This window comes from Halosimplex salinum (assembly GCF_003730195.1).
Taxonomy (GTDB): Archaea; Halobacteriota; Halobacteria; order Halobacteriales; family Haloarculaceae; genus Halosimplex; species Halosimplex salinum.
Map to the genome: position 1 here is coordinate 186,725 of NZ_QWGG01000005.1, position 19,864 is coordinate 206,588.

Consider the following 19,864-nt stretch of genomic DNA (forward strand, 5'->3'; position numbering starts at 1 on the left):
GGAACGATGACAGACGACACACACGACGACGCGGAATCGACAGCCGACCAGACAGCGGCCGACGGATCGACTGAGGAGTCGGCCGACCTCGACCCGGCGACGGCGGTCGAGACAGAGGTCCTGGACGCCGAGGACGTGCCCGAGGACGGCCTCGCCTCCATGGACCGCCGGGACTACATGCAGGCGATGGCGGCCGCGGCGGCGATGGCGGGGCTCGGGAGCGCCGCGACCGGGAGCGCGGCCGCGGAGACGGCCGACACGTCGAAGACGGTCGACGAGCGCATCGAGGAGCACCGCACGGGGGACCTCGAGGTCGTCGTCGAGAACTCGGACGGGAGCGCGGTCTCCGGCGCCGAGGTCTCGGTGGAGATGCGGGAGCACGACTTCGGCTTCGGGACGGCGGTCAACGCGAACACGCTGATAAACAGCTCCAGCGAGGGCGACAACTACCGCGAGTACATCCCGGAACTGTTCAACAAGGCGGTGCTGGAGAACCGCCACAAGTGGGACTTCTGGGAGAACGAGCAGGGACTGGCCGACCAGGCGACCGAGTGGATACTGGACCAGGGCCTCGACGTGCGCGGGCACGTCTGCATCTGGGGCCGCGAGGACGTGGCGGCGATCCCCTCGGACATCCAGACGGCCATCGACAACGGGGACGAGCAGACGATCCGCGAGCGGTCGATGCAGCACATCGAGGACATCATCACCCACTACGGCGAGGACATGACCGAGTGGGAGGTCGTCAACGAGGCGATGCACACCTACCAGCTACAACTGGGTGTGTACGGCGACCAGATCGACACCGACGAGCCGTGGACCGGGGACGTCGTCCCGTGGACCTCGGACCTGCTCGCCGACTGGTACGACCAGGCCGAGGCCGTCATCGAGGAGAACGACCTCGACGTCGGCATCGCGGTCAACGACTTCAACCAGTTCCCCTACGACTACACCGACCAGCGCTACCGGACGGAGATCCAGCACCTCAACGACAACGCCGTCCAGCTGGACACGGTCGGACTGCAGGCCCACGCGGCCGCGCGGACGGGCGAGTTCAACACGAACGACAACCCGGACGGCCGGATCAGTGCCAGTCAGGTCGCCGAGGAGATCAACAAGTGGGCAGATCTGGGCGCCCGCGTCAAGATCACCGAGTTCGACATGTACAACGGCGACGACTGGAACGGCCAGGAGGAGCGCGCCGACGTGATGGAGAACTACCTCAAGGGCGCGTTCTCGCACCCGGGCGTCGACGACTTCATCATGTGGGGCTTCTGGGACGGCCGCCACTGGGAGAACGAGGCGCCCCTGTTCTTCCAGGACTGGTCGCAGAAGCCGGCCTACGACGTGTGGACCGGGCTCGTCTACGACGAGTGGTGGACCAACGACAGCGGCACCACCGACGACTCGGGCACCTACTCCACGAGCGGCTACCTCGGCGAACACGAGATCACCGTCAGCACGGACAGCGACTCGACGACGACGACGACGGCCGAGCTGACGGACCCGTCGGGGACGACGACGGTGACCGTCACCGTCGACGGCGACGGCGGAGAGGTCGATACGCAGCCCCCGACGACGCCGTCGAACCTCTCGGCGACCTCGACCACCGACTCGACGATCACCGTCTCGTGGGACGCCTCGGAGGACAACGGCACCTCGGGGCTGGACCAGTACGTCGTGTACGTCGACGGGTCGCAGGACCAGACGGTCGGCGCCGGCATGACGACCGCGACCGTCGAGGGACTGTCCGCCGACACGAGCTACGACGTCGCCGTCTCGGCGGTCGACGGCGCGGGCAACGAGTCCGACACGGCGACGGTGTCGGCGACCACGGACCAGTCCGACGACGACTCCGACGACAGCGACGAGTCCACCGGTGACGGCCTCGTCGTCCACGAGTTCGACGGCGGCAACTACCCCGGGTCGAACGACCTCGGGAACTGGGCGGACGGGGGCTCCTTCCAGAACGGCGCGGGCGAGGTCTCCGACGGCGCGCTCAGGCTGGAGTACGACAACGCCGGCTGGATGGGGTCGAACGTCACGCAGTCGGTGGCGGACCGGCCGACCCTGCACTTCCGGGTCCGCGGTGACTCCGGCGGCGAGGAGAGCGACTTCACCCTCCAGATCGGCGGCGCGACCGACCTGCTCGCCGACGTCACCGACGACACCATCGGAACGAGTTACTCGACGGTGTCGGTCGACCTCGAGGCGATGGGCGCGGACCTGCAGAATCCCCAGTCCGTTCGACTGAACTTCTGGCAGGGCGCCTCCGGCGCCGTCGAGATCGATCGCATCAGTTTCGGCGGTGACGGCTCCGGGAGCGGTTCCGACGGTTCGGACGGCAGTGACGGTTCGGACGGGAGCGACGGCTCTGACGGCTCCGGGAACGGCAATCTGATCGCGGAGATGAACCCCAGCACGACGGAGGCGTCGGTCGGCGAGCGGGTCACCTTCGACGTGACGGACACGACCGACAGCGACAACTGGATCGACTCGCTGGAATGGGAGTTCGGCGACGGCGGGACTGCCACCGGCTGGTGGGCGGAGCACAGCTACGAGTCGGCGGGGTCGTACACGGTCACGCTGACCGCGACGAACAACGAGGGCGCTACCACCACCGACGAAGCCACGATCACGGTCTCGTGATCGACATCGACCACTCACAGACGACGGACATCCCACACCAATGACGTCAAACGACACGCCACGAACGGAACGAGACGACGAACAGCCACGCGACGCGGCGGCCGACGGCGACACGGGCCGACTCCCCTCACCGGAGCGACGGACCGTCCTGCAGGCGGTCGGCGGGGGGGTCGCGCTCGGCGCTCTGGGCACGCTCGGCGCGCAGGTGTCGACCGCGACGGGCGCCTCCTTCGGCGACGGGGTGAACCTCCAGCCGTCGTACTTCTGTAGCGGCGACCAGGAGCTGGGGTACGACCTGATGACGGACTACCCCGACATCGAGACGGTTCGCATCGAGATCGAGCCGTTCTCCTTCGACGAGGTCGTCACTACCGTCGAGGACGCCAAGCGCTGGATCGACGAGGCCGCGGCGGCCGGGCTGGACGTGATCGCCACGTACCACCACTACCCGGACAACGGGTCGGCCGAGGCCTCGGCGCTCCAGAACGCGGCCGACTTCTGGGCCGAGCACTACGAGACCCTCTCGCAGGACACCTCGTTCACCGTCAACATGATGAACGAGTGGGGGAACCACCAGGTCTCGGCCGAGGAGTACGCGTCGGCGTACAACGAGGCGATCAGCACGGTCCGCGAGCAGACGAGCTACTCTGGACCGATCGTCTGCGACGCTCCCGGCTGGGGGCAGGGGACCTACCGGCTCGCCGACGCCGCCGAGATGATCGACGACGACGACCTGATCCTCTCCGCGCACGTCTACCCCAGCGCGTACAACGCGACGACTGGGCAGTCGCTCGTGCCCGAGGACCTCGACGTCCTCGACGAGTCGGAGTATCCGTGCATGATCGGCGAGTTCGGCAACTACGCCAACAGCAGCGGCGCCGACTGGTCCGCCATCGTCGACTACGCCAGCGACCTGGGCTGGCCGGTCATCGGCTGGGCCTGGAACGGCGACGGCTCGGACGACCCGATGAACATGGCCGACCCCTACTGGGGCGACGACTGCAGCGCCGACTCGTACACGACCAGCGACTACTTCAGCGTCGTCTACGAGAAGCTCGGGAGCAACCAGACGCGGACGACTCCGACGACGGACGACTCCACCGACGAGCCGACCCCTGAACCGACCGACGAGCCCACCGACGAGCCGACACCGGAGCCCACCGACGAGCCGACCCCGGAACCGACGGACGAACCGACGTCTACCCCCGATTCGACGCCGACGGACGCGATGGTGGTGAACGACTACGACGGCGACCCGGCGTGGTCGTCCCACCGCAACGACCTGGGCCGGTGGTGCGGGGCCGGTTCGTTCGAGAACGGCGACGGCGAAGTGCAGGACGGTGCGCTCGTCCTCGAGTACGACAACGGCGGCTGGTACCAGGAGCAGATACTCCGGGACGTGAGCGACTACTCGACCGTCGTCCTCCGGCTCAGCGGCGCGAACGGCGGCGAAGAGGACGAAGTGCTGTTCGGCATGGGCGGCGTCCGCACCGTGCTCTCGAACGTCACCGACGACTCCGTGGGGACGAGCGCGTCCGACGTGCGTATCGACATGGAGGCGGCCGGGATCGACCGGTCGTCGCCGTCCGTCCGCCTGAACTTCTGGCAGGGCGGCAGTAGCACGCTCGAGATCGAGGAGGTGCGCCTCGAGTAGGGCACGCTCACACCCGTACCCCTTCGGACGCGTCTGCCCGACGCGTCGAGTTCGCAGATCCGGCCGTAGTTCCTGTCCGGCGAGGTTTGCGTATCGAAAACTTATTTTTACTATTCGTTAATTTTATAATTTATCAGGTGTACGTGTAATCTGCAATGGTCGATAGACGAACGTTCCTGAAAGGGGGAATCGCATTCGGTAGCCTGGGGCTGGCGTCGACAGTCCTGGGGCAGGAGTCGGCGATGGTCGTCCACGAGTTCGACGGTGGCAACTATCCCGGGTCGAACGACCTCGGGAACTGGGCCGGTGCCGGGAGTTTCGAGAACGGCGACGGCGAGGTCTCCGACGGCGCGCTCAGACTGGAGTACGACAACGCCGGCTGGTTCGCGAGCAACGTCTCGCAGGCGATCACGGACTACCAGTACCTCACGCTCCGCGTTCGGGGGGACGAGGGCGGCGAGGAGTCGGACTTCCGAATGAAGATCGGCGGGACGGAGGCGCTCCTCTCGGAGCTGACCGACGACAGTATCGGGACGGAGTGGTCGACGGTGACGATAGACCTCGAAGCGGCCGGCGCCGACCTGGAGAACCCGCAGGCCGTGCGGATGAACTACTGGCAGGGCGCGTCGGGCGCAGTCGAGTTCGACCGGATCGCCATCACCGGCGACCCCGACGACGTGGGCGGAACGCCGACGGACGAGCCCACCGACGAGCAGACGCCGACGACAGTTCCACCGACGGACGAGCCGACCGACGAGCCGACGGACGAACCCACGGACGAACCCACTGACGAGCCGACCGACGAGCCGGGTGGCGGCGCGGACTGGGACGTGCCCTTCCCGGACCGGCCGCCGGAACCCGACACGCTCCCGTCCGCGTCGGAGATCACCGAGAGCACCACGGTCGCGGAGCTGTACGAGCACTTCGACGACCCGTACTACGTCCCGCGGAGCTTCCTCGACTACCTGCCCGGCGAGACCGGGTCGAAGAACCAGGAGTGGACCGACTCCCAGAAGGCCGAGGAGTTCGACTACGACGTGAGCGCGGTCGAGAGCAACGTCGGAGACGGGTCGCTGACGCTCGGGGAGCTCGGCACGCAGGCGCTCCCCTACGTGAAACAGCTCGCCGAGGAGGACTTCCCCGCGCACGCGACGGTCAAGCTGCTCCCGCGGCTGGCGCTGTTGCCCGACGAGGAGGAGGACCCCGGCACGCACGACGAACCGTCGACGGTCTGGGACGAGACGGCCGGCCCGACGGCGGCGACCAACGACCCGGACCAGCTGATCCAGGACCGCTGGCCGACGGACGCGCGGACCTACCAGCCCGACGAGGTCCGCGTGCGCGACCGCGCCCACGACCAGCCCGAGTACGACGACAGCCGCGAGTGGGGCAGTTCCGGGTCGCTGCCGGACTCCGTCTACGACAACCCGGACAACCCGGTGCTCGACGCCGCCACGGACAAAGTCGACCCGGTGACGGGCGATTCGCTCGGCGGTGACGGTTTCACCGCGAACGCGCCGATGGAGGCGGAGATCCGCATCCACGAGACCGGCGGCGGGTACCTCAACCAGTACATCAAGCTGAAAAACACCAGCGCGGTGCCGTACTTCCAGGACGCCGCGGTCATCTGGTGGCTGGGTCCGTCCGGCGACGCCGGGAACCTCTCGGACGGACACTGGAACAACCCACACCGCCCGAGCGCGTCGCTGGGCCACCCCCAGCGCGACGTGATCGAGGTGAACCACCCCGACTACGACGACATGTCGGTGTACGCGGTCCGCCTGGCCAACCACGACGAGCCCTACCACATGCGGACGATCTACCCCGGTCAGAGCGTCGCCATGGAGATCGGGACGCCGCGCGACGGGAGCGCGTGGTCGACCAGCGCCGAGCGCCAGGACCTCGTCGACACGATGCTCGACTCCCTGCACGTCGAGATCGAGACGGACCTGGACAGGAACGACGACGTCATCGACGCGATCGACCTGAAGTACCGGGTCCCCAACTGACGGGGCCCCGGCCCGACCCGGAGCGGCACCCGCCGACCGAACCGCGCGGCCGTCCGCCTCGACCGCATTGGGGCCTCGGCGGCGGTACCCGAGTCGCGGGTGGCGCTCCGACCAGCGACAATTTATACAGATGTCACACGACGACACGACGAGCGAACCGACTGACGAATCGACTACCGGTCGCGCGAGCACCGCCTCTCGGCGGGGGTTCCTGCGGGCCGCCGCGGGCGCGGGCGCCGCGACGGCGCTCGGCCTCGGCGTCACCGGGAGCGCCGCAGCCGACGGCATCCCGACGCCGTGGCTCCACCGCGACGGGAACCTCATCAGGGACCCGAGCGACAACAAGGTGCTCCTCCGCGGGGTCAACGTTCCCGACCCCAAGCGGATGGACACGAAGGACTTCCGACCGGACGCCGACGAGACCATCGCGCGCGCGACGAACGAGGACGACAGCTGGTACTCGCGGATAATCCGGCTGCCCGTCCAGCCCGTCGACGTCGGCGACCACGGCACCGGCTCCATCCCGCCGGTTCCCGGCTTCGACAGGAGCCAACTGGAGAGTTACGTCGAGAATCACCTTCGGCCGGCCGTCGACGTCTGCGCGGAGCGGAACGTCTACTGCATCGTCGACTACCACCGCCACCGCGGCGAGGACGACGAACACGCCTACGACAGCGAGGGGATCGACGACGAGTTGACGATGTTCTGGGAGACGGTGGCCCCGGAGTTCGCCGAGGACTCGAACGTCCTCTTCGAGGTGTACAACGAGCCGATCCACCCCTTCCAGGGCCACTACGAGCCGAACGTGGACGTCGCGCCGGACGACGACGAGGCCATCGAGACGTGGAACACGTGGAAGGAGGCGGCCCAGCCGTGGGTCGACACGATCCGCGATCACGCCCCGCGGAACCTGATCCTCGTCGGATCGCCGCGCTGGAGCCAGTGGACCTACCAGGCGCCGCGAAACGAGTTCGACGGCGACAACCTCGCGTACACCGGCCACGTGTACGCCCACGAGAACCTCCGGCCGCTCTCGAAGTACTTCGGCGAACCGGCCGAAGAGGTGCCGGTGTTCGTGACGGAGTTCGGCTGGGGCGAGAACGGCGCGAACTACCTCACGGGCACCGCCGATGTCGAGGGCGAGCAGTTCGTCGAGTTCTTCGCGAACCACGACGTCCACTGGCAGGTCTGGTGTTTCGACAGCAAGTGGTCACCGGCGATGCTCGACCACGACTGGTCGATCAAGGAGTACGGCGAGTTCTGGCGGGACGAACTCGCCGCACACCGCGACGACGACGTACCGTCGGGCGACGTGGAGACTGACACGGACGCCCAGACGACCGTCGCCAGCACCGCGACGCCGACGCCCACGTCGACCGACGAACCGACTCCCACGCCGACCGACGAACCGACTCCCACGCCGACCGACGAACCGACTCCCACACCGACGGACGAACCGACGCCGACGGCCACCCCGCCGGCGGACGCGATGGTGGTCAACGACTACGACGGCGACCCGGCGTGGTCGAGAAACCGGAACGATCTGGGTCAGTGGTGCGGGGCCGGCTCGTTCGAGAACGGGAGCGGCGAAGTCGAGGACGGCGCCCTCGTCCTCGAGTACGACAACGGCGGCTGGTACCAGGAGCAGATCAATCGGTCGGTCGAGGAGTATTCGATCTTGGTCCTGCGGGTCAGCGGCGCCAGCGGCGGCGAGGAGTCGGAGATACAGTTCAGCATGGGCGGCGCGAGCGGGATGCTCGCCGACGTGACGAGCGATCCGATCGGGACGAGCGCCGGAGACGTGACCATCGACATGGAGTCGGCCGGCGTCGACCGGTCGTCGTCGTCGCTGTCGCTCCGTCTGAACTTCTGGCAGGGCGGCAGTAGCACGCTCGAGATCGAGAGCGTTCGACTGGAGTAAGGGCGGCTTCGCCCTCGCGGTCGCTCGCTTTCGCGCGCACGCGGGAGAAAATAGCTAAATTCGACCGGGCGATTCTCACGTTCGGAGACCGCTTCTCGAAAGGCGGGAACAGTAGTACTGGTATATCCTCTCGTCAGTCGTCTCTATAGATAGAGGAGATACAAATGGCAACCACGACGAAGTCGAGAGTGAACGAGTTCGAGAGCAGAGTCGGCGGTCTCACGGTGCAGGGGAAGGCACACAGCCTGAGTGCGTGGTTCGTCCTCGCGCTTCGCCTCATGATGGGCTACGCGTTCCTGTACTCCGGGGTTTCGAAGATCACCGCGGCGGAACCGTTCAGCGCGGGCGGGTACCTGACCCACAGCGCGGCGGCGAACGGCAACCCCCTGGCCGGCGTGTTCGCCTGGATGGGGTCGACGCCGTGGTTCGTCGAGTTCGCGAACGTCGCGGTCCCGTGGGGCGAGCTGCTCATCGGACTGGGCCTGCTCGTCGGCGCGCTCGTTCGCCTCGCGGCGTTCTTCGGCGCGCTCATGATGCTCATGTTCTACTTCGGGAACTGGAGCATCGAACACGGCCTCATCAACGGGGACTTCGCGTACATGCTCGTGTTCCTCGCCGTCGCCGCCTTCGGCGCCGGCCGGATACTCGGGCTGGACGCACTGATCGAGCGGTACGAAATCGACGGTGAAGCGCTGATCGAGCGCTACCCGCGACTCGAGTACGTCCTCGGCTGAGGTCGAGGACGTTTCCGCACCGCTATTTTCCGAGTTTTTCGCGAATACGGCCGAGACGCTCTCTCCGACCCGTTTCTGTGCGCGGCCGAAACCCGACCGGCCCGAATTTAATATAGCGGCATGTAATTTACAAGCACGAAATAGCATGGGGATTTTTGTTCTCTATCGATGGTCAGAAAACGGCAGAACGGGGAAACCAGCGCTCAGGCGGTGAATTCGGTGACCGATTCGAAGGAGTCCTCGGCGAGTGTTGCTGCGAGCTCGGGGACGTCCACGTCGTCGACGTGACTGGGGTACTTGCGGGCGAAGTAGCCGACGAGGTTTTCGACGTCGCGTTCGAGGAGTTCGCGGGCGTTCTCGTGGTCGGTCGGGACGGCCTGGGGCCAGTCGAAGACGACCACCCCCTGCTCGGTGACGAAGACGTTGTACTCGCTCATGTCCGCGTGAACGTACCCCTCCGCGTAGGCGGTCGCCATCTCCGCGAGGATCAGTTCCATCACCGGGACGACCTGCGCGTCGGTGAGTTTCGTCCGCGAGAGCTCGATGCCGTCGACTTTCTCCATCACCAGGGCGTGGCGGTTCTGCCCGATCGGTTGGGGCACGGACACGTCGGGGTAGAGCGCCTCGAGGGTCTCGTACTCGCGTTCGGCGGCCTTGCGCGCGGTGTAGAGCCAGGAGACGTGGTCGCGGTCGGCGGTGTACTCCCGTTCTTTCATCACCTCCCGGAAGTTGGTGTACCCCTCGCGGTGGTACTTCAGGGCGAGCGGCCGGTAGGAGCGGACCTCGTACACGTCGCTCTCCTTGCCGACGCCCAGCGGCGCGCCGACGCCGTCGAACGTCTCCCGTTCGGCGAACGCGTGGAGCGCGAGCGCGTCGTACCCCTCGAAGGTGAGCTTGAACCCCTCGTACTGGATCGTCTTGCGCTCGACCAGTCCGCGGTCCTCACAGCGGTCCAGCCGGTAGTCGACGTCCTCGGCGGTGAGTCGGGAGTACTCGGGCAACTTCTCGCGGTTGACGTACTCTGAGAAGCGCATCCCCTGTTCGACCCCCGAGAGCAGATAGAAGTCCTCGGGCTCGAGGTCGGCTATCACGGATGCGACGTTCTGGACCATTACTCGCCCATACTCCGTCGATAGGGAAAAGCCCGACGCGTTCGCCGACAGACAGTGATAAATCGCTCTCCGCTATATCGAATTGCCATCGAGTCCGCCGGCGGTGAGCACCGGCGATCGCGGAGAGACTGCCTGATACCGGCGTCTCGGGAGTCGTCCGTGGGGCGCGCCGAGTTCGAGCACCGGTCGCGGGCGAGCACACCCGGTGATCGAAACAACTTGAAGAAATTTTTCTACCCGAAATTATTTCAAGGGGTGCTACACAGTAGGGCATGGATCATGGTAGCCAATCACGAGGGTGGCGGAGACGACAGCGGATCGGACGCCGCGGTCTCCCGTCGCCGGTACGCGCAGTTGTTGGCGGGGATGGGTACAGCCGGATTGGCCGGGTGTCCGAGCGAGAGCGGGGGCACGCCGACGAGTCTGGATTCGGACGACGACACCGCGACACCGCTGTCGGGCGGAGACGGCGTCAAGATCGAATCGACGCAGACGGCGACCGAGCGCGACCCGGTCGTCGACAGCATCGCGTACGCGCACTCGAACTCGCCGGACGTGTTCGACTGGAACCCGTGGACGCCACAGGACAACACCAGCGGCGACCTGTGGATGTCCGATCTGTTCGGGCTCCGCAACGTCCACACGACGAACACCACGTTCAGCGGGACGACGGTTCCGACGCCGCACAAGCCCGACCACGACGAGATCGAGATCATGACGTGGGTGGCCGACTGGGAGGTGAACCCGCCGTACGACTGGCGGGACCACCACGACGACCGCTCGTCGTACTGGAACGGCGACCCGCACGACGCGGTGGCCCGGGAGAAGCACAACCACGTCAACTTCTTTCAGGGCGGCAACAAGTTCACCGAGGACGCGACGTTCAACCAGGAGGCCGAGGATCAGTGGACGCTCCACCAGTGGACGGACAAGGGCGCGGTGCCGGCCCAGGACCCCGATCCGACGGCGCGAAACATCCTGGTGACGTACGCGGGGCCGGTCGACGGCGACCCGCCGCTCCATCCCGACTTCACGGAGCCGTACCTCGAACGCTACCGGGACGCGGGCACGCAGGACCAGTCGACCGGCGTCACGGACGACCTGAAGAGCGACCGGGTTAGTCTCGACCGGATCGCGCTGAACGGCGGGACGGACGAGACGCTGGCCGGGTCCGGCCCGTACGTCCTCGAATCGATGGACGACGTGGGCTCGGAGAAGATGGTCCTCCACCTCGACGAGGACCACCCGAACGCCGGGCACACGAACGTCGAGAAACTCGAGGTGTACTGGGCGGAGGGCGACCGTCGCCAGACCCTGATCTCCGAGGGGGTCCTCGACCTGAACGACGGGGACATCTCGCCGGGGTCCGCGATCAATCGCGACGTGCTCCCCGACTACATGCAGGAGTTCACCCGCTGGCTGCGCGCGACGGGCGGGGACATGTGGAAACTCAACTGGAACAACCCGCATCTCCAGAACCTCTGGGTCCGCCGTGCGCTCGTCGAGGCGATCGACTGGAACGCGGTCAGCGCCAACGGCTGGGGCGAAGGCGGCTCGCAGGTGCTCGAACACGACACGTTCATGCTCGACGCCCAGTCGGAGAGCGTCTTCTCCGACGAGTTCCTCGACAGTCTCCACACGTACTCGAAGTCACAGAACCTCGAACGGGCCGACGAGTACATGCGCCGCGCGGGATACTCGAAACAGGGCGGTCAGTGGGTCGACCCGCAGGGTAACCCCGCGTCGATCGACCTGATCGCCACGTCGGACATCCAGGACCACGTGCAGGCCGCCCAGACGATCCGTGCGAACCTCACCAGCTGGGGTTTCGGCATGAACTTCAGCACGCAGGGCTGGTCGACGTGGTCGAACAACATCGACCCGAACGGCGGCCTCAACTACGACTCGACCGTCTTCTGGCACGGCGCCGCCTACGTCTTCCAGTACTACCACGACGTGGGCGCGTGGTGGAACGAGGGGCTCGTCGCCGGCAGTCCGACCGCGGCCAGTCCGTACGAGGCCGACCCCGACGACGAGGTCGACACGCAGGGCAAACCGATCGTCCAGCAGGTGCCCGACGAGGCCGGTGCCTTCGAGGCGCCCGACGAGGCCGGGAAAGCCCCGGATCTCGAGAACGCGACGGAGGTCAACCTCGTCGAGACGGTCGACGCCATCCGCGAGCCCGGCAACTCGGCCGAGGACCGCCAGGAGCTCTACCGGACCTGCGCGAAGTACTACAACTTCTACGTCCCGCACTTCCCGTTCCACCAGTACCTGATGGGGTCGTTCGGGAACGTGCGTGACTTCGACTGGCCCGAGGCGGGCGCGAAGGCGTTCGACTACGAGCACTCGTTCGGCATCGAGGACGCGCTCGTGCTCGGCGGCATCGCACAGGCCAGCTACGACGAGGAGTTCGAACCGCCGGAGGAGGGATAACCGTGTAATCGAGTCGTCTGCGCCGACCGCAGTCGAACCGCCAGTCAGCTCCCACACTCCTTGCCGCGGACCGCCCGGCGACCGCGACGCCGGCGCCGACGAACGGCTCCCCTCAGGCGTCGGGGGTCGCCGGCGACTCCCTCGGCGGAACAGACACACGGATTACCCGTGAGTGAGTGATACCAGATCGATGGCAGACTCCGACGACGAGGCACTCAGAGAGCAACTGCGGGTGTTCGGCCTCTCCGACAACGAGATTAACACCTACTTCACGCTCCTGGAACTGGGCGAGGCGACGACGAGCACGGTCGCCGACGACACCGGCGTCACCCAGCGGTCGGTGTACAACATCGTCGAGCGACTCGAAGCGCGGGCGCTCGTCCGGGTGAACGACCACGTCTCGCCGACGACGATCCGCGCGCTCCCGCCGTCGGAGGCGATGGCGGACATCTCCGACCGCATCGACGCGATGACGCCCGCCCTGGAGGAGCGATTCACCGAGACCGAGCCCCGGACCTCGGAGATCGAGATGGCCAAGTCCCGGCGGAAGGCGCTCAGGCAACTGACCGAGGACGTCGCGGCCGCCGAGTCGGAGGTGCTGGTCTCCGTGCCGGCGGACGTGTTCCCGGAGATCGAGTCCGAGTTGCGGGCGGCGCTCGACCGGGGCGTGTTCGTCCTCCTGCTGGTCGCGGAGGTCGAGGACGCCGACGCCGCGGCCGAGCGCTACGCCGGCGCGGGGACGGTCGTCCGCTGCTGGGGCGACGAGATGGCCTTCGCCTACGCGGTCGACGACGAGCGGGCGATGATCGGCAGCGCCGACGTGTTCGACGGCGCCTACTTCGAGGAGGGGGTCGTCTGGGTCTCGGAGTGGGGACTGACCGGCGCGGTCATCGCCACGTTCCTCGGCGCCTACTGGCCGTTCGCCTGGGAGGTCGACGTCGCGGAGCGGCCGGACCTGCCGGTGACGTGTTCCTGGTTCCGGCGAGCGACGTTCGCAGCGACCCGGCATCTGCGGGCGGGCGCGGACCTGCGTGTCGAGGTCGAGACCGAGAGCGGCGAACGACTCGCCGGTCGGGTCGTCGAGGCGCGGCAGGCGCTGGTCGACCCCGCCACGAACGAGTTCACGCTGGAGAACAGCCTCGTCCTCGAGACGGACGAGGGGCGGGTCAGCGTCGGCGCGCCCGGCGGCTTCCTCGAGGAGTTCCGCGGGTCGTCGGTCACGCTCCGGTCGGTCTCCGAGTGAGCGCTGACGAGGGGAGACGAAGATCGGGAGAAGACGGCGGGACTATTACTCGCTGGCGACGGCTTCGACGGCGGCCATGGCCTCGCTCTCGTCGGCGTCCTCGCCGAGCCACTCGTCGGCCCACCCCTCGATGGCGTCGAACACCGGGCAGAGCGACTCCCCCTTCGCGGTCAGCGAGTAGAAGGTCGCGACCGGCGCGTCCTCTTCGAGGCGGCGGTCGACCAGGTTCATGTCCTGCAGGTCGTCGAGCACGCGCGAGAGCGTCCGCGAACTCGCGCCCGTCGAGCGTTTGAGCTCGTTGAAGCGCTTCTCGCCCTCCTGGAGGTCGTAGAGCACGACCAGTCGCCACTGGGAACCGATCTGTTCGAGCGAGTCGACTACCGGGCACGCATCCGGGTTCGCCGCGTCCGAGTTGGTCGCCATACCCCTCGATACGACACCGGTGTACTTAGGCGGTTCGCTTACGAACCGGGTGTCGTTCGGATACCTGTGGTAGCAGCGTTACCTGGATTGATTCGGATACCTGGAGTCGAGACGGAACCTGACACGCCGTCGAAACCGCGCGACCTGCGTTCGTCCGTAACCACCCGACAACGCCCGGTAACACGGGCGTCCCCCGGTAACACCAATGTCAGATAACGTATATGTGGTGGAGGGTCGTACGTGCTGTCGATGGCAGAGACACGTATTCGACACGACGGGAGCGCGGAAACCAGTGAAACGGACCGAACCGGGGTGACGGCCTGATGGTCGTCGAGTCGGCCGCGGGCGAAGTGATCTTCCTGCTCGCGCGGGTCCTGTTCGGTGCCGTGCTCGCGTTCATGGGGCTCAATCACTTCTCGGGCGTCGAGGGGATGGCCGGTTACGCCGAGATGAAGGGGCTGCCGGCGCCGACGTTCTCCGTAATCGCGGCGGGGGTCGTGCTCGTGCTCGGCGGCGTCGGGATCGTGCTCGGAGTCGCACCGGTGCTCGCGGCCGGTGCGGTCGCGACCTTCCTGCTGGTCTCGGCCGTGACGATGCACGACTTCTGGGCCGTGCCCGAGGACCAGACGCAGGACGAGATGACGCAGTTCCTGAAGAACGTCGCGCTGGCCGGCGGCGCGCTCGCGTTCCTGGCGCTCGGCGGGCAGGCGTGGCCCTACGCGGTGGACGTCGGCCTGTTCTAGCTCGGCGCGGTGACGCGGTCGATGATCTCGTCGGCGGTGTCCCAGCTACTGCGCAGGCGCTCGCTCGGGAGGTAGATCGCGCCGTACTCGTCACCGCTCCGGCGCACGAGGTCCTTCTCCCGGAGGACGTCGAGGTGGTGGCGGACCGTCTTGTAGTCGAGGTCGAGCGCGTCGGCCAGCTGGTTCGCGTTGCGCGGGCGCTCCCGGAGCGCTCGGATGATGCGCGCTCGGTTCGGGCCGCCTCGCGTTCCTGCCAGGACGTGCCAGAGTGTTCCTTCCATTCGTCGGTGTCCGTGTCGGGGGACCGCTCTCCGTGTGCCCGTGTGTCAGGGTCTGTTTCCCTTAAACCCAGTGACGCGACGTACCGCGGACGTTACCGGCGACGGCACGGCTCAGCGCGTCACGTCTCTCCCATTGGACCGCGACCGTCGTTTCTGTGTGACGCCGTACGCGGCGAGACACAGCGTCACGAGGAGGTTGAGTGCGCCGAACAGGGGTACGCCGCCGAGGCCGCCCAGGAGGCCGGCGGCCGAGGCGTCGCGCTGGCTACCGTCGTCAGCGCCGAGCGCCGCCGCATCGTCGGTCGTCTGCCGGTCGGTCGTCGACTCGTCCTCGCTCGTCGGGTCAGCGTCGCTCTCGGCCGTCGATTCGCCGTCGACGCTCGCGAGGCGTTCGAGCACCGCGAGGTCCTGCTCCATCCGGTCGGCGTCGAGTGCGGACTGCTCGGCGCGGAAGTACTCGTGGAACCGGTCGATCCGCGCGTCGTAGGGTTCGGAAACCTCCAGCGACACCGACCCCTGTTCCCACTGGCTGTCGTACTCGCGGTACTCGATGGGGTCGTCCGAGCGCTCGGCGGCGGGTTCGCCGTCGGCGCGCTCGTGGGCCATCCAGTTGCGCATCAGCGTGCCGTACTCGCTGAGCGCGACCGCCTTGCGGACGCCCGTCGACTCGTAGTAGGGCGCCTCGTTCGCCTCGAAGTCGACGCTCCGGGTCACCTCGCGGGCCTCCCCGCCGGGCTCCTCGTAGCTCGCGACGAGGTCGAGTGCGGGGTCCTCGCCGGTCCGCTCGACTTCCAGGAGGACCACGCCGCCCTCGGTCCTGTTGCCCTCGCGTCTGGAGGGGAACAGCGTCGTGACCTCCATCAGTTCGTCGCTGGCGGCGTCGGCCTGGGGCGACCCGTAGACGTTCTCGATCTCGTAGCCGTCGCCGGCGACGCGCAGGGAGAGGTTGTACACAAGCGGCGTGACCATGTACGAGAACCCCTCGTCCATGCGCTCCTCGAACTCCGCCGGCGAGTGGACGGAGTAGTAGTTGGCGCCGCGGACCGTCGAGATGGTCTCGGTCAGCCGGGAGTTGAAGTCGACGCCCACGCCGACGAACGTGGTGTGGATGCCTTCGTCGGCGTAGCTCTGCATGCGCGATTCGAGCGACCCGCCGTCGGTGTCGCCGAGGTTCGGCATCGCGTCGGTGACGTAGACGACGCGGGTCTCGCGCTCGCTGTCGTCTGCCCGCTCGGCGAGCATGTCGTGGGCCTCGGTCATCCCGGCGTCGAGGTTGGTCCCGCCGTCGGCGTTCAGGCTCCGAACGTCGCTGCGGAGGTCGCCGCGGTCGATCTCGGAGACCCGCTGGAGGCCCTGCACGGTGCGAGCGGTGTTGTCGTACCGGACGACACCGACGCGGTCCTCGTCGTTCAGGTGGCCGAGCATGGAGACCACCGCGTCGCCGGCGGCGTCCATCTTCCGCTGGTTCTCCTCGACCCGCTTCTCCTCGCCGCCGTCGTAGTAGTACTCGTCGAACCGGTTCTCCATCGACCCGGAGGTGTCGACGACGACCACGAGGTTCAGCGGCTTCCGTTCGAAGTCCTCCTTCGTGATCCCGGAGTTCAGCCCGACCGTGACGAACCGCTCGGTGTCGTTCGAGAGCGGGTCGCGAGTCACCGCCGTGCTGTAGGACGGACAGAACAGTTCGTCGCAGGGCCGGTCCTGTCCGGTGTCGAAGTAGTAGTCGTGGAACAGTCCCTCGTAGGTCAGGTCCGTCGGTTGCGGGACGTACCCCTCCTCAACGTTCGTCCGGAAGGCGTTGGCGTCCTGTGCGCCGCCGGCGCTGACACCGATGTTGCCGCTGCTGCCGTCGCCGCCGGCCATCGCGCCGCTCCCGCCGTCGCCGCCGGCCGCCACGTCTGCGCTCCCGCCGCTCCCCGAACAGCCGGCGAGGACTACCAACACGACCACTGCCACCGTACCTATCACCTGTCGCATACCCACGTATCGTTCACGTTTCCTAATAGGTGGGATGATGGATCAAAGAGGCGTTTCACCGTCCAGCAGCCGTCTATCGACAGAATATCTGAGGGTGTTCGACGATCGTGATTTCGTGTGAACGCCACGTGGTTCGGGATCGATCGCTGGTCTCGAGACCGGAGAGGTGTGCGTTCCGGTCGAGTAGTGTGGTTACACACTAGCGTTTTACGGCTGGACCTCGTTCCCGGAAATATGAGCAGCGACCGGACCGACGCCGAGAGCAAGGTCTCCGGGAATCAGGCGAACATCCCGGCTCGGGTTCGCCGCGAACTCGGGATCGACGACGGGGACCAGCTCCGGTGGCACGTCGAAGAGGACGGGACGGTCCGCGTCGAGGTCGTCCAGCAGGAAGCCGGGACGTTCGCCAAGTTCGAGGGGTACGACGGCGAATCGGCGACGGACGTTTCGGCCGAGCACGACGCCTGGGGCGTCGACGTCGAGTAGATGCCGCGTGCACTGGTCGATACCACCGTCCTCTTCGCAGCGGCCTACCGGCCGGACAGCGCTCACGACGACGCGCTCCCGATACTCCGGGGTATCGACGACGGTTCACTCCCGGAAGTGGTCGTCCTCGATTACGTCCTCGCGGAGACGCTCAACGGCCTCGTGACACACGCGGGTAACGACGCGGCCGTCGACCTCCTCGACCGGATCGAAGAGAACGCTCGCTTCCACGTCGACTCACTGACCGCGGACGCCCTCGCGACGGGGAAAGCGCTGTTCAGACAGCACGCTCCGCTCTCGTTCGTCGACGCGTGTATCGTCGCCTACATGCGGACCGAGGGGCTGGGCTACCTGTACGCGTTCGACGACGATTTCGACGCGGCCGACGAGGTGTCCCGGCTCCGTACACCGACCGACCCGTACGACCCGAGTTGAGGGTGAGATCGGCTGGCGAGCGATTCCGGCAGCGGACCCGTCTCGGCGCAGCCGGTCACGTCACCGATCTACGTCGCCCATGATGGGGTCGAGACTGCCGATGGTGGCGATGAGGTCGGGGACGAACTCGCCGCGTGCGATCTCGGGGAGGACGGAGACGTGCGCGAACGAGGGCCCGCGGATCTTGAAGCGCGCGGGCTTGTCGGTGCCGTCCGACCGGATGTAGATGCCGAGTTCGCCCTTGGCGGACTCGACGGCCCGGTAGATCTCCGTGTCGGGGCCCGGGCGGAGCGTCCGGGGGACGTTCGCCTGCACGGTGCGTTCGTCCTCGGGCCAGTCTTCGAGTAGGTCGACGCACTGCTCGACGATGCGGGCGGACTGCTCTATCTCGCGCAGGCGCACGAGCACGCGCGCGAAGTTGTCACAGCCGTCCTCGGTGGCCACCTCCCAGTCGAGTTCCGGGTAGTAGCCGTACGGGTCGTCGCAGCGCAGGTCGTAGTCGATGCCCGACCCGCGGGCGACCGGTCCGGTACAGCCGTACTCCTTCGCGGTTTCGGGCGAGAGGTGGCCCGTATCGACGGTCCGTAGCTGGAAGATCTCGTTGCTGGTCAGGAGGTCGTGGTACTCGGCGAGTTTCCGCGGGAGGCCGTCCGTGAACTCCCTGACGTCCTCGAAGAACGCCTCGCGGGGCCCGGGGAGGTCCCACGCGACGCCGCCGACCCGGAAGTAGTTGAACATGAGCCGCTGGCCGGTCAGGTCTTCGAGCAGGTCCTGAATGATTTCGCGGTCGCGAATCCCGTACTGGAAGGCGGCGGTGAACTCGCCGACCACGTCCAGGGCGTAGGTGGCGACGGCGAGGAAGTGACCGAGCATCCGCGAGAGTTCGGCGCTCATCGTCCGGATCACCTGCGCGTACTCGGGCACCTCGACGTCCGCCAGATCCTCGGCGACGCGGGCGTAGGCCCACTCGTTGCAGAGGCCGGCGCCGCTCCAGTCCCAGCGGTCGGGGTAGGGCATGATCTGGTGGCGATACGTCCCCTGCTGGCACATCTGCTCCTCGCAGCGGTGGATGTAGCCGATGTCGGGCGTCACCTCGGCGACGTGCTCGCCGTCGAGAGTCACGCCGAGGTGGAGGACGCCGTGGGTCGCCGGGTGGTGCGGTCCCATGTTGACGTGGAGGGTCTCCCCGTCGCGGTGGTCGTCGGCGAGCGGGTTCTCGTGCTCGCGGAAGGTGACGATCTGTGGTTCGGTGGCGTCGTCGTCCGGGTCGAGCGGGTGACCCTGCCAGGTCTCGGGCAGGAGGATCCGGCGGAGGTCGGGGTGGTCGTCGTACTCGATCCCCACGAGATCGTAGGCCTCGCGCTCGTGCCAGTCGGCGGTCGGGTACACCGTCGCGCCGCTCTCGCTCACTGGACGGTCCGCGGGCACGGGGACGACCACGGAGAGTTCGACGGTCGGGTCGTCGTAGCGCCGGAGGTGGTAGATCGACTCGTACCGGTCGCCGTAGGCCTGCCCGGTGACGCAGGCGCAGTGGTCGAAGCCGGCGTCCTCGCGGAGCGTCGACAGCGTCGCCTGCACGCGGTCGGCGCGGACGACGATCGCGGGGGCGTTCAGATGGTCCTCCGTGTCGGTGACGGCGTCGTCGGGAACGACGGCGAGTGCGGTTTCGAGTGGCGCGTCGCGGTCGCGCTCGGTCGCGTCGCCACTCGAACCCACCTGTCGCTGCTGCTGGGCCATACGGAATCATCAGGCGGACTGACA

Annotated in this window: 15 protein-coding genes; 10 read left to right on the forward strand and 5 right to left on the reverse strand. The window is 67.3% G+C overall.

Annotated features, from left to right (window positions below):
- The first annotated feature begins 6 nt into the window (after positions 1–6).
- The 5 genes from D1409_RS14945 to D1409_RS14965 all read left to right on the forward strand — a co-directional run bounded on the left by D1409_RS14945 (position 7) and on the right by D1409_RS14965 (position 8,967).
- A complete protein-coding gene (locus D1409_RS14945; RefSeq protein ID WP_123537792.1) occupies positions 7–2,649 on the forward strand; it encodes an endo-1,4-beta-xylanase in 2,643 nt (880 codons plus the stop codon).
- A 40-nt stretch (positions 2,650–2,689) separates the two neighbouring features.
- Positions 2,690–4,303 carry a cellulase family glycosylhydrolase gene (locus tag D1409_RS25680; protein WP_123537793.1) on the forward strand — a complete coding sequence of 538 codons (1,614 nt, stop codon included), beginning with the start codon at positions 2,690–2,692 and terminating at the stop codon, positions 4,301–4,303.
- A gap of 155 nt (positions 4,304–4,458) precedes the next feature.
- Positions 4,459–6,312, forward strand: coding sequence for a hypothetical protein (locus D1409_RS14955; RefSeq protein WP_123537794.1), 1,854 nt, complete (start codon positions 4,459–4,461; stop codon positions 6,310–6,312).
- A 130-nt stretch (positions 6,313–6,442) separates the two neighbouring features.
- Complete coding sequence (locus D1409_RS14960; protein ID WP_123537795.1) at positions 6,443–8,233, forward strand: glycoside hydrolase family 5 protein; 1,791 nt, start codon at positions 6,443–6,445, stop codon at positions 8,231–8,233.
- Positions 8,234–8,397: 164 nt separating this feature from the next.
- Positions 8,398–8,967: a DoxX family protein gene (locus tag D1409_RS14965; protein ID WP_123537796.1), complete on the forward strand. Its 570-nt coding sequence runs from the start codon at positions 8,398–8,400 to the stop codon at positions 8,965–8,967.
- A 203-nt stretch (positions 8,968–9,170) separates the two neighbouring features.
- On the opposite strand, the gene D1409_RS14970 is transcribed toward D1409_RS14965, so the two are convergent.
- Positions 9,171–10,079: a serine/threonine-protein kinase RIO2 gene (locus D1409_RS14970; protein ID WP_123537797.1), complete on the reverse strand. Its 909-nt coding sequence runs from the start codon at positions 10,077–10,079 to the stop codon at positions 9,171–9,173.
- Positions 10,080–10,358: 279 nt separating this feature from the next.
- Between D1409_RS14970 and D1409_RS14975 the strand changes: the two genes are divergently transcribed.
- Positions 10,359–12,515 carry an ABC transporter substrate-binding protein gene (locus D1409_RS14975; protein WP_123537798.1) on the forward strand — a complete coding sequence of 719 codons (2,157 nt, stop codon included), beginning with the start codon at positions 10,359–10,361 and terminating at the stop codon, positions 12,513–12,515.
- A gap of 190 nt (positions 12,516–12,705) precedes the next feature.
- Entirely contained in the window at positions 12,706–13,758 is a 1,053-nt protein-coding gene (locus D1409_RS14980; protein WP_123537799.1) for a TrmB family transcriptional regulator, read from the forward strand.
- Positions 13,759–13,803: 45 nt separating this feature from the next.
- On the opposite strand, the gene D1409_RS14985 is transcribed toward D1409_RS14980, so the two are convergent.
- A complete protein-coding gene (locus tag D1409_RS14985; protein ID WP_123537800.1) occupies positions 13,804–14,181 on the reverse strand; it encodes a winged helix-turn-helix transcriptional regulator in 378 nt (125 codons plus the stop codon).
- Positions 14,182–14,504: 323 nt separating this feature from the next.
- Here D1409_RS14985 and D1409_RS14990 point away from each other — a divergent pair, with 323 nt between their 5' ends.
- Positions 14,505–14,924 (forward strand): DoxX family protein, encoded by a 420-nt coding sequence (locus D1409_RS14990; protein WP_123537801.1) that lies wholly within the window; start codon positions 14,505–14,507, stop codon positions 14,922–14,924.
- Here the strand turns inward: D1409_RS14990 and D1409_RS14995 are convergent.
- Both D1409_RS14995 and D1409_RS15000 read right to left on the reverse strand, forming a co-directional pair.
- Positions 14,921–15,205, reverse strand: a complete 285-nt coding sequence (locus tag D1409_RS14995) for an ArsR/SmtB family transcription factor (RefSeq protein WP_123537802.1) — start codon at positions 15,203–15,205, stop codon at positions 14,921–14,923. The two genes, D1409_RS14990 and D1409_RS14995, sit on opposite strands and share 4 nt — an antisense overlap.
- 111 nt (positions 15,206–15,316) lie before the next feature.
- Positions 15,317–17,182, reverse strand: a complete 1,866-nt coding sequence (locus tag D1409_RS15000; RefSeq protein WP_123537803.1) for a vWA domain-containing protein — start codon at positions 17,180–17,182, stop codon at positions 15,317–15,319.
- Positions 17,183–17,416: 234 nt separating this feature from the next.
- On the opposite strand from D1409_RS15000, the gene D1409_RS15005 reads away from it, so the two are divergent.
- Together D1409_RS15005 and D1409_RS15010 are read left to right on the forward strand one after the other, a co-directional pair.
- A complete protein-coding gene (locus D1409_RS15005; RefSeq protein WP_123537804.1) occupies positions 17,417–17,668 on the forward strand; it encodes an AbrB/MazE/SpoVT family DNA-binding domain-containing protein in 252 nt (83 codons plus the stop codon).
- Entirely contained in the window at positions 17,669–18,103 is a 435-nt protein-coding gene (locus D1409_RS15010) for a PIN domain-containing protein (protein WP_123537805.1), read from the forward strand.
- A 60-nt stretch (positions 18,104–18,163) separates the two neighbouring features.
- Here the strand turns inward: D1409_RS15010 and D1409_RS15015 are convergent, their stop codons facing one another.
- A complete protein-coding gene (locus tag D1409_RS15015; RefSeq protein ID WP_123537806.1) occupies positions 18,164–19,840 on the reverse strand; it encodes an NADH-quinone oxidoreductase subunit D in 1,677 nt (558 codons plus the stop codon).
- Between the last annotated feature and the right edge of the window lie 24 nt (positions 19,841–19,864).